Origin of the sequence: Paenibacillus sp. SORGH_AS_0306 (assembly GCF_030819345.1) — a bacterium.
GTDB classification, from domain to species: Bacteria; Bacillota; Bacilli; order Paenibacillales; family Paenibacillaceae; genus Saccharibacillus; species Saccharibacillus kyungheensis.
The window spans coordinates 3,167,873-3,179,834 of record NZ_JAUTBP010000001.1; the positions used below are offsets into that span (position 1 = coordinate 3,167,873).

At 41.3% G+C, this 11,962-nt stretch carries 6 protein-coding genes and 1 pseudogene; 1 reads left to right on the plus strand and 6 read right to left on the minus strand.

The genetic code is table 11. The annotated features are described in order from the left end of the window. Positions 1-1,744 (plus strand): annotated as a pseudogene (locus tag QE450_RS13735) (glycoside hydrolase family 13 protein). 157 nt (positions 1,745-1,901) lie between these two features. Here QE450_RS13735 and QE450_RS13740 read toward each other — a convergent pair. The 6 genes from QE450_RS13740 to pulA all read right to left on the minus strand — a co-directional run bounded on the left by QE450_RS13740 (position 1,902) and on the right by pulA (position 11,564). Continuing rightward, on the minus strand, positions 1,902-2,378 hold the full coding sequence (locus tag QE450_RS13740) for a GNAT family N-acetyltransferase (RefSeq protein ID WP_307299816.1): 477 nt from the start codon (positions 2,376-2,378) through the stop codon (positions 1,902-1,904). Further along, on the minus strand, positions 2,375-3,952 hold the full coding sequence (locus tag QE450_RS13745; RefSeq protein ID WP_307299818.1) for a PTS sugar transporter: 1,578 nt from the start codon (positions 3,950-3,952) through the stop codon (positions 2,375-2,377). Before QE450_RS13745 ends, QE450_RS13740 begins: the two co-directional genes overlap by 4 nt. A gap of 208 nt (positions 3,953-4,160) precedes the next feature. Beyond that, on the minus strand, positions 4,161-5,744 hold the full coding sequence (gene gntK / locus QE450_RS13750) for a gluconokinase (protein ID WP_273613299.1): 1,584 nt from the start codon (positions 5,742-5,744) through the stop codon (positions 4,161-4,163). Positions 5,745-5,789: 45 nt separating this feature from the next. Next, positions 5,790-7,166 carry a GntP family permease gene (locus tag QE450_RS13755; protein WP_273613300.1) on the minus strand — a complete coding sequence of 459 codons (1,377 nt, stop codon included), beginning with the start codon at positions 7,164-7,166 and terminating at the stop codon, positions 5,790-5,792. A 249-nt stretch (positions 7,167-7,415) separates the two neighbouring features. Then, complete coding sequence (locus QE450_RS13760) at positions 7,416-8,375, minus strand: Ppx/GppA phosphatase family protein (protein ID WP_273613301.1); 960 nt, start codon at positions 8,373-8,375, stop codon at positions 7,416-7,418. A gap of 294 nt (positions 8,376-8,669) precedes the next feature. Beyond that, positions 8,670-11,564 carry a type I pullulanase gene (gene pulA, locus QE450_RS13765; RefSeq protein ID WP_307299822.1) on the minus strand — a complete coding sequence of 965 codons (2,895 nt, stop codon included), beginning with the start codon at positions 11,562-11,564 and terminating at the stop codon, positions 8,670-8,672. Positions 11,565-11,962 lie beyond the last annotated feature (398 nt).

Genomic DNA, 11,962 nt, shown 5'->3' on the forward strand with positions numbered 1-11,962 from the left:
ATGCATAGGAGGATCATCATGGAAAACAAAAAAGCTAGAGAATCTGTTATTTATCAGATTTATCCGCCTAGTTTTATGGATAGCAACAACGATGGTTGGGGAGATCTCAATGGGATTGCTTCGGCGGATTCCTTATCTTCATCAACTAGGCATTGATACGATCTGGCTCGGCCCTATTTACGATTCGCCGATGATTGATAATGGCTATGATATCAGAGATTATTATCAGATTGACCCCAAGTATGGCACGATGGAACAATTCGAGTCTTTACTTGATCAGTTACATGATATAGATATGAAGCTAATTATGGATCTGGTCATTAATCATACTTCAGACGAACATCCATGGTTTCAACAATCCAAAAGTGCGAAAGACAATCCTTATCGGGATTATTATATATGGCGACCTGCCAAAAGCGATGGCACTGAACCGAACAACTGGCGTTCTTTTCAAAGTGAATCGGCTTGGACGTATGATGAGCAGACTGACGAGTATTATCTACATCTATTTGACCGCAAACAACCTGATCTGAACTGGGAACATCCACCATTACGGCAGGAAGTCTACAAAATGATACGCTGGTGGTTAGATAAAGGGATTGATGGTTTTCGTCTGGATGCGATTAATATGATCTCCAAGCATCCTGATCTTCCTGATGCTTCAGAAGACGATCCACATCCAATCGGGCAAAAATTTTATAAAAATGGTCCTCGTATTCATGAGTTTTTGCAAGAGTTACATCGAGAAACGTTTGCTCATTATCCACATATTTTGACAATAGGGGAAGCGCCTTCATTAACGATGGAACAAGTGTTGGAATATACGTTGCCTGAACGCAAAGAATTGAATATGGTACTGGCAATGGATATGATGCGTATTGGTAAAGACCCTCATGATCCCTGGGATTCAGCCGATTGGTCGGTATTACAGTTAAAAGAATCGGTATCCAAATGGTATGAACATGTTTTTGCCCGTGGAGAGTATGGTGTGTACTTGAGTACCCATGATCATCCACGTATGATTCCTGATGTGATCGGGCATAATGAACATAATATGACAGCCGCCAAATTAGTAGGCACATTTCTCCATCTTATTCCCGGTGTACCACTGGTCTATCAAGGTGAAGAATTGGGACTACGTAATACTACTTACGATCGAATTGAAGATTATCGGGATCAAGGAACAATTCATTATTATAACGAAGCGATACAAGAAGGTAAGTCTTCGCAAGAAGTGTTATCTGGTATTCATAAGCGCAGTCGTGATGGTTCACGTTCACCTATGCCGTGGGATGGAAATCGTGAGAACTTTGGCTTTAGCCCATCTGCTACTACAACACCCTGGATTCCTTTTCCAGCTAAAGAGAATCTAACCCACTTGAGTGTCACTGAACAAGAAGAACAGCGCGGCTCTGTCCTTTCGTATTACCGCCATCTGATTGCGATGCGTAAGCAGTTCCCGATTATGTCGCATGGTTCGTTTACAATGTTATTAAAAGATCATCCAGAAGTGTTTGCTTTTATACGAGAATGGCAAGGACAACGATGGTTAATTTTACTGAATTTTGCTGATATAGAAGCCGAGATTGATTGGACGCAGGAATATAGAGTCTTTCCTACTTCGATGGTCAAAATTCTCGGCAATTATCCTCATAATGCTCACCCTCCTCATCTGGAAGAAGAACATCATATTGATGATCTGCAATATTTGCGCCCTTATGAAGTATTGATTTATCGAATGTAATTCCGCCGATCCAATCAACACTTATCATCGAATAAATGAATCTAATGATCAAAAAGACCTTTTTCATCTGCACAATCAAGCAGATTAGAAAAAGGTCTTTTTAATAAAAATCTGTAGCTTCTAGCTTTTTTAAATGTATAAATAATGTTGTATTTCTTTATGGAGTTAATGTTTTGGACATTTGATAGTCTGTAATCTGATAGCCTGCTTTTTCGTATACATGTAGCGCTTTAAGATTATGACCGAATACATGCAGTCCTATTTTAACTGCTCCTTCTTGTTTTGCCACCTGATCAAGTGCTTGCATCGTTGCTTGACCATATCCTTTGCCTTGATGTTCCTCATAGATCAAAATATCGTATAAAAAGGCTTGCTTCCCTGCTGGAGCCTCACTGATATGTAACCAGATATATCCAATAATCTGCTCACTCGCCACCTCAACAATATGATAAATATAAGCTCCCGGTGTATCTTTTCCCTGAGGCAAATATTTGGCAAAACTTTCTTGGGCTAATCGCTGTGCATCGGCAGCATCCCATGTACCTGCCAATACTTTTTCAGCAGCATAATCCGCTGCCGATTGATCGCGAAAAGCTTCATATTGCTTCTGATTCATCAATACTAATTCAATCATACAATAGCCTCTTTCTTTTTGCGGTTTTTAAAAATAAGATTAATGATCAACGTAATTACAAACGAACAGGTAAGACTTCCCAACATAGCGATAGCAAAACCTGCGATATGATTCGATGAGAATGGAGCGGCAAATGCTGGAACATAGGCAATCCCACGTACATTCAGTACACCAACTAACAATCCACCTAACCCAGCAGATACAATCGCTCCTCCAAATACCCATTTACTTGCAAACATAAACGGATAAGCCGCTTCTACAAATGTGCCAAAGCCAATATTAATTAGAAATCCGGGTGCGGCTACAGCGGCTGCGCCTTTATCTTGTGGAGCAATAATATTGGCAAGTGTAATCCCTGCGGATACCATCACCAAGCCTGTCATATCGACAGCTCCCAAAAAGCTGTTACCGCTTCGTTCCATTTCTAACAATACGATTGGCAAAATGGCAGCATGATAGACTCCACCCAAAATAGCAGGCCAGATTAACAATCCAGCAATTAGACCAGCAAGTGCACTATTGGCGGCTACCAGTGTTTCTAATAAATATCGTATCCCTTCACCAGCTTGAGCGGCAAGAGGTGCGATAAAAAAGTACACCACTAACCCGGCTACAAGACCCGATACTCCACCTGCTACTATATTAACGGTTGTGGCAGGAAATCGCCATTCGACACATTTACGAAATAAATAATTGGCTAACAATCCAGCTCCGATCCCACCAATCAACCCGCCAATAATACCACCATTCACAGACAATACACCGGCTACAATACCAGCTACAATCGATACTTCATCTAATTCAGCCACTTGCTTGGCGGCAACCACTGCAATAATAACAGGCAATGCCGCAATCATAATATCAAACACTTTACTCAAAGCAGTCAATCCGGGAATCTGACTTGCCGCTAGAATCAACGCCATCGCTATAAATCCCGGTAGTGATGCCAGCATAATCCCTCGAATATTAATACGTGAAAATCCTGTACCTTGCTGTATCCCTTGCCCGCCGGAAGCTTTGCCGATCACCGGACGGTACGATAGACCCCAATACTTGCTCAAAGAAGTAACAAAAGAAACTGCGCGCGTACGGTTCGTTGTTCCTGTTGTACCGGACGTAGAGATCACTTTCAATCCTTTGGTTGCCGCTGCCGCCATCGATGTTCCACCTGTACCTGTAACGGGCAATTGAGCAGTTGCAGCCGCTTCAATCGCTAATCGGTTCGCTCCACCAGGGCTTGCACTCATCAAAATAACACCATCAACTTCACCACTAGCAATCATCGCAGCTAATCGCTCATCTTGGGCTACAGCCGCTTGATTGATTTCTTCTAACGTGCCTTCCACACTAATCACCGGACGTTGTTCTTCTTCGTTCCATATGTATAAAGAAGCAGGGGTGGATTCTTTGATATGATCCATAGATGTTTGCGCAGCAATAAATTGGATACCTACACAATGAAGCTCTGCTGCCTCTAATTGTATCAGTAATTCTTGCAATAGCCCTTCTGGATTTTTGCCACCAAGACTATATAAATTGCCTCCGCTACTCCCTAAAATAATAATATTTTTCATACGATCCTCCCCTGTCTATGTGTTCGATTCTAATTACTATACCTTTTTAACGATTCTGTGGTAAAGCGATAACTCATTAACCCGATATACTTAACCGGAAGTAACCTATTGTAAACGAAAAAAAGATTACTGCTAATATACACAGTAATCTTTTTTCAGTAAATATCTATGTTGTTTGCTTATTCATTATTTCTACTATTATCAATGATTACAGATCATCGCTATCTTTTTTGTCGATAGGTGTGTATTTATCCAACATTTTTTGCTGGAAATCAGCGATATCTTCATAATCTTCTTCAAATTTACGAGATATGCGAATATAGATCGGCAATAGCTCGCGGTAAATGGCAACATGTTCTTTGTATGGTTTGTGCTCATACGTTGTACCGATCATTTTAGACACTTCATCTAAAGAATCGATCCGTTTAAGAGCATACAATCCAAGTACTGCCGCACCCAGACAAGAACTTTCGATACTTTCAGGAACGACTACTGTCTGATCGAAAATATCTGCCATCATCTGACGCCACAATTCAGAACGTGCAAATCCGCCTGTCGCATGGATTTTTTTCGGTACACCGATTTGCTCTTCTACTGCTAACATCACTGTATACAAATTGAACAAAACGCCTTCCAGTGCCGCGCGAATCATATGTTCTTTTTTATGATGCAATGCAAGTCCAAAGAATGAACCTCTTGCATCTGGATTCCATAATGGAGCGCGTTCCCCTGATAGATACGGATGGAATAGTAGTCCATCTGCGCCAGGATGTACTTTTTCAGCGATACGAGTCAGTACATCATAAGCGCTGAGTCCAAGACGCTTCGCTGTTTCTACTTCAGAAGCGGCGAATTCATCACGAATCCAGCGGAAAATAATACCACCATTGTTCACAGGCCCACCGACAACCCATTTATCTTCAGTAAGTGCATAACAGAAAAAGCGTCCTTTAGGATCGGTCACCGGCTTATCCGTTACTGTACGAATCGCTCCACTGGTTCCGATCGTTACTGCTACAACACCCGGTTCTATCGCATTTACCCCTAGATTCGAAAGTACTCCATCACTTGCTCCGAGTACAAATGGAGTGCTTTCGATCAGACCCATTTCAGTTGCATATGTCGCATGTAAGCCATGCATCACATGTGTTGTAGGTACTAATGTAGATAGGTGATCACGCGTAATGCCTGCTGTTTCTAGCGCTTCTTGATCCCAATCGAGTTCCTTCAAATTCATCAAGCCTGTCGCAGAAGCCATCGAATGGTCAGCAACATACTCCCCGAACAGTTTTAGGAAAATATATTCTTTAATCGAAATGTATTTGTACGCTGCATTGGCAATTTCTTTGCGATCATGTGTAATCCACATAATTTTGGTCAATGGAGACATCGGGTGAATCGGTGTCCCTGTGCGCATATAAATCTCATGCCCTTTTTTCTCTTTTTGCAATTGACGAGAATATGCTGCACTCCGATTATCCGCCCATGTCATACACTGCGTAATCGGCTTGCCTTCTTTATCCACGACTAACATACTGTGCATCGCTGAGCTGAAAGATACAAATAGAATATCTTCCGGTGCTACACTGCTTTTGTCCATCGTTTGTCTTACAGAATCAATCACTGCACGGAACAATTGATCTGGATCTTGTTCAGCAATGGAAGGTACAGGTGTATGCAAAGGATATTCTGCTCCACCTTGTGCTACAATTTTGCCATCTTCTTCAAATAATACAGCTTTGGTACTGGTTGTTCCGATGTCTACACCGATCATATATTTTGCCGTGCTCATGATCTAACCTACTTTCGCTCTAATTTCCAGAACTTCTTTTCTTATTTAGACTACTACATTCAGTAGCAAAATTAAACCAAACGCCACTAGAGACAATAAGGTCTCCATCACTGTCCATGATTTCAGTGTCTGTGGAACCGTCATATTAAAGAATTCTTTGACCATCCAGAAACCTGCATCATTCACATGAGAAAGAATCAATGAACCTGCACCTGTTGCCAGTACAACCAGCTCAATATTTGCTCCCGGTGTCAAAGCTAGTACAGGCGCAACAATACCTGCTGCGGTTGTCATCGCTACTGTAGCTGATCCTGTCGAGACACGAATCAATGCAGCAACTAGATAAGCAAATACAATTACATTTACATGGGCTGATGTAGCCACTGCGGCAATCGCATCACCAACACCACTATCAATCAATACCTGTTTGAATGCTCCACCACCACCGATAATCAAAATAATCGAAGCTGTTGGCGCCAGACAATCTCCTGCAAATTTGGATACTTGTTCTTTGGTGAAGCCCTGTGCAAATCCAAGAGAGAAAAAGGCAAATACAGTCGCAATAAACATCGCTACAATCTCATTACCAACAAATCGCAAAAATACACTTATACCATGAGTGCTTTGCGGATCTGCAATTTCAGCAATAGATCCTGCTAACATCAGAATAACGGGCATCAAAATCGTCAACATCGTAATACCGAATCCCGGCAACGGTTTGTCTGGACGATCTAATTTATTATTCGTTGTAAATTGCTCTGCCAATCCTTCAGGCGGATGCACGATGATTCGTTTCCCAATAAATGAACCGAATAACGGCCCAGCTACTATCGCTGTAGGAATCCCTACAATCAACGCATAAATAATCGTTTTCCCAATACTAGCTCCAAAAGCATCAATAGCAATCATAGGTGCAGGATGCGGAGGCAACAGTCCATGTACAGTCGATAGACCTGCCAGCATCGGAATCCCGACACGCAATAGCGAAATATTCGTTTTGCGAATGACGGTAAATAAAATAGGAATCAGCAAAATAATACCGACTTCAAAAAAGACCGGCATCCCTACAATAATCCCTACAATCAGCATCGCCCAGGGAATATTTTTCTCCCCGAATCGATTGACCATCGTAGTGGCAATCTGTTCCGCACCACCCGATTCAGCCATCATTTTACCAAGCATGGTACCCAGACCAATAACGATCGCTATCGAACCCAGTGTCCCACCTAGACCACTTTGTACCGATTTGACCACGTCTAGTGGCTCCATCCCGATAATCAATCCCAAAAACAAGGATGCCATGAGCAGAACGACAAATGGATTCCATTTGTACTTCGCAATCATGACAATCAAAATAACAATAGCAACAAGAGCCCATACCAATAGTGTGGTTTCATGGCTCAAACCAAAAATGGAATACATTCATTTTCCTCCTTTTTCTGCTTATGTACATCTTTTCCCAAATAAACCCCTTCTATTATTACCCCAAATTAAAGATTTTTCAAACGATAATGTCATTTTAATTATTTCATGCTCATTTGTGACCGTTTACATTTTCTGAGAATACAGAAAAGAGACAGACTGATCATACCTTTGCAGATAACACGTATACAACGCAAAAAAAGCTGTTAGCACTTCATCGTTAGATGTGTACTAACAGCTTTTTTGTATTTATGAACGAGGACGTGAAGAAGCAGATTCAGCTGTAAAAAAATGGTGTGAAAGACCGTCACTGAGCCCCCGCCAACTAGCGAGTAATGCCGAACATTTCATATGCTTTAACAGCGTACGCAAAATAAGTGTACCTGCTACAATAATGTCTGCACGATCTTTACCAAGATCAAATTGATTAACACGTTCTTCCAGACTAAGCGTTGCTAGCGCTTCTGCATAAAAGAAAATCGTATCCGGATCAATCCGATAAGGATCACTAGCTGGTTTGGATTGACGTTTGCGTTCTCGCTCCATTCTTGCCAGAGCACGAATCCCTCCACCCAGACCGATTAAAGGCAAATCAGGATGCATTGCTGTCCAGGGATAATCTGCTAATTGCTGATTGATTTTCTGTTCCAACTGCGCTGTCGATTGTTCGCTCCAATGGTCTGTTCCACCATTTTGCATCGTCATATTCACCGCCCCGCAAGGCAATGATGTACTTTGTATTAATTGATTATTTTTGAAATATGAAATCTCTGTACTGCCGCCACCAATATCAACAATAAATCCTTCTGTGACATAAGCTGGCATTGAGCGCATCACACCCAAAAATCCAAAATAAGCTTCTTCTTCACCTGATAATATCTGAACTTTGATATCTGTATGGCTTTCCCAACATGCAATAATATCTTTGGTATTGGTTGATTGTCTGACTGCGGCTGTAGCTACAGCGCGAATCTGACCTGTATGATTGGTTGCACAAATATGCTTAAACTTCTGGAGGATAGGAATAACCGTTCGGATATCTTCCTCAATCATGCTGCCATTCTCATCCCTGCGTACACCGAGTCGAACCGTTTCTTTGGCTTTGTGTATCATACGACAGGTTCCATCTGCACCTGCTTCATAAATGATCAGACGGATTGAGTTTGAACCAATATCAATGACTCCGAGTCGATTCCGGTTTTCGCTCATCGTATATTCGCCATGAACGCGTCCGCTATTCCATTAATCGCCATTAACGAGTTCCTCCTTCTATCTATTTTAGGTGCTGGCTATTCCACATTCTTAACCTCTGTATACATATCTGACTTTACAACCATCTTGTTCATTTGACACCAGATCTATATTGCCAAATGTTTAGTTGGTTATGATTTTATCAGGAACGGTCTCTCATTTCCATAATTACTCTGTAGAAACACTATTTATTATCCAAAATAACAACAAATAGCCACTCTTTGTTTATAAAGAAGTAGCTATTTGGAGTCATTATATAACAGGTTCTATTTCAAATTGCGGATCGCCGCTTTTAATTAATACTTTGATCGCGTCTTGATTGGTATTTACGAAAATATAACGATCGGTATCGACATCTTTGGCTTGCCAGTCTTTCAGACGGATAATAAAGCCTACACTGGTCTCCTCAGGGGCTACAATAATTTTGGCAACCGCTCTGCCTTCTTCGATCCGTTCAAAATCCACCTGTCTGTGACCTAAAATCGGCCCCCATACCCACAGATTCCAACCTTTGTAATCTTGATTCGGACGCTCGTATTCTACTTCAATACTGCGAGGAATATAAGGCAACACTTCTACTAACCACTGTGCAGTCGCTTTGCCACAAGAAGCTGTAATCTTCGCTGTACCCGGACGAATACCACGCACCAATCCATCTTTGTTAACACGAATAATTCGTTTGTCGCTGGAATCCCAGTAGACTTTCGGGCGAGCAATAGGACGACTGTATTGATCTAGCACTTCCGCTTTTAACGGAATGCGTTTGCCACCGTACACCTGATGTTCTCCATGCAAATGAATCATATGTGGCACCAAAGTTTCTACATGTAACAAAAGCGTACTTTTCACACTGCCACAAGAAGCACAGATTGTACTGTCTCCTTCGTGTAGAGCAATAATCTGTCCATTTTCACGAACGATAATATTTTGCTCGTTGGAAGAACGGAACACTACAGCTTCTGCTTCAAAAATACGTCCCCGTTGATCGCGTGGAGTTACTTTGAGTTGTAACTTTTCACCTGGCTCCATAATACTTGGCGTATAATCCCACTCCAAGCTAGCTGCTACTGGAATATATTGATCTTCTTCATCGTACAATACCATCATAGACAACTGAGGAACGATCACCTCTTGACCGACTACACTTGCTAATGGATGAATACCGGCTTGGTTCTCATTAACAACGATTTGCCATGGACTGACCGATGCTGGCAAAGACACGGTCTGATCATGAGTACTGGCGTTATAAATGACTATAATTCGGTTCCATTTATCACCATGCGCATATTCTCCCAGTTGAAACGCAACTACTTGCTTATCACTACGCAATACTTTTAAATGTTTTTCGACATCTTCTCGTTGATCCATACGAAAAGCAGGATGAGAACGCCTTAATTGAATTAGACCTTGATAATAATCAAATACAGGACGGAAACGATGTTTATTTTCCCAGCGTAATCCATTGATCACATCGGGGCTGCGATAACTGTTATGATCGCCAAATTTGGTACGTAACATTTCATCACCAGCATGGATAAATGGAATCCCCTGACTGGTTAACACAATACCATTAGCTAATAAAGAACGACGAACCCAATCATTCGATAATACATGTTCAGGATCGATATATTTGTAAGGCTCTGCGGCTTGTACTGCTTCTTCTACACTGCTTCCATCAGCTAATTGACCGTTATCCATATGCAGGAATGAAAGTGCATCATCTTGCCCGTAAGTGCGTACAAGCTTGTCCCATAGATTCAAATTATCATGAGCTGTCACATAGTTGACTGTTTCACTAGGATGATCGGTAAAGTCTCCGATAGCGCCATAAATGCCTTTGACAACATCGCCTTCTACGCCAAATGATCCTGTAGCAAATCCCTGTGTATCCCCATCGCTATCGCCTTTGATCGCTTCACGAAAATTATCATTAAATACAGCAAATCCTTTACCACGTTGAGAGCCTTTCAATGTCTGTTGTGGAAGAAGTGACCAACCACCTGTCCACGGCTCTCCATAGATCAATATACAAGGGTCTACATCACGACGTAGCTCTTGTGTCAATTGAGTAACTGTATCTGTATCGATCAAGCCCATCAAGTCAAAGCGGAATCCATCCAGATGATATTCATTTGCCCAGTAACGCAGTGAGTCTTTGATATATTTGCGTACCATTGGACGCTCTGTTGCAATCTCGTTACCAACACCAGAACCATTGGTTAACTGACCTTTTTCATCAGTGCGGTAGAAATATCCCGGAACCAAACGATCAAAAGGCCCATCATCTACAGAATACGTATGGTTATATACCACATCCATAACTACACGCAGACCTTGAGCATGCAATGCTTGGATCAGACGCTTAAATTCACGAATACGTGATGTTGGATCTGTAGGATCGGTCGCATAAGCACCTTCAGGCACATTGTAATGCTGTGGATCATAACCCCAATTGTATTTGATTTGAGTAGACTCAGGATCTTGTACTTTTAATTCATTGACTGTATGAAAATCAGCAATCGGCAATAAATGAACGTGAGTCACACCCAGTTCTTTAAGATGATCGATACCGATAGAATTGCCATGTTCATCTTGCAGGCCTTTTTCAGTAAAAGCAAGATATTGACCTTTATGCTTCATATGCGAAGATTCATCAATCGAGAAATCACGCACATGCAATTCGTAGATCACCGCATCAGTAACACTGGACATACGAGGTTTGATATCATTTTCCCATCCTTCAGGATTGGTCGTCTGTAGATCTACAATAGCTGTACGTTGCCCGTTCGGAGACACTGCACGAGCATAAGGATCAACAGCGTATTGAACAGAACCGTCAGCAAATGTAGCACGGTACATATAATATTGACCTGCAAGATCGCCGTATTGCACACATTGCCATACGCCGCCTTCTTCTGCTTTCATTTTATGAGCTTCACCTGTTGTATGATCATGGACAAGACCATCTTCATCATACACACCCATATCTGTATATAACATTAGATCCATTTGAATTGCATCAGGTGCCCAAAGTTTGAATATACTTTGCTGAGGCGTATAGTGCAGTCCAAGATCATCTATATCGTAAAAGTAGTCAGCCGCTACGTCTAAGTTTCGAATTAAGGAATGATTCATTTTATCTAACATTATATTCACCACCATATTTTAGGTTAACAATGAGCATCAATGCTCATCTTCACTTCATACCATCAAGCTTTACTAACAAGTCTAGTATTTATTTACAAATGCTTATAATAATAGTATCGGAAATTTTGTCGAATTGTTGAAGGTTTGATGGAACTTTAGTCCTATGTCATGGGGGTTTTTGTAATATTCAAAACGTGCAATCGTTGGCACAAATATTTAATGAATATCATACCGACTATTATTATTTATCCGATTAGCGATTGTATAGTTGGAAAAGCGGAGGTTGTATTGCATATCGTGTGTTTATTATTTACCTCAATAACTTGCTTTTGAATACAAAAAAGGATAACAATTCCTAAACCCTATCTCTGCTACATATGATAATACCATGATAGCAG

Bases quoted from the DNA above. Each gene is read 5' to 3' on its own strand.
- QE450_RS13740 (WP_307299816.1), bottom strand. From the start codon at position 2,378: ATGATTGAATTAGTATTGATGAATCAGAAGCAATATGAAGCTTTTCGC.
- QE450_RS13745 (WP_307299818.1), bottom strand. From the start codon at position 3,952: ATGAAAAATATTATTATTTTAGGGAGTAGCGGAGGCAATTTATATAGT.
- gntK (WP_273613299.1), bottom strand. From the start codon at position 5,744: ATGAGCACGGCAAAATATATGATCGGTGTAGACATCGGAACAACCAGT.
- QE450_RS13755 (WP_273613300.1), bottom strand. From the start codon at position 7,166: ATGTATTCCATTTTTGGTTTGAGCCATGAAACCACACTATTGGTATGG.
- QE450_RS13760 (WP_273613301.1), bottom strand. From the start codon at position 8,375: ATGAGCGAAAACCGGAATCGACTCGGAGTCATTGATATTGGTTCAAAC.
- pulA (WP_307299822.1), bottom strand. From the start codon at position 11,564: ATGTTAGATAAAATGAATCATTCCTTAATTCGAAACTTAGACGTAGCG.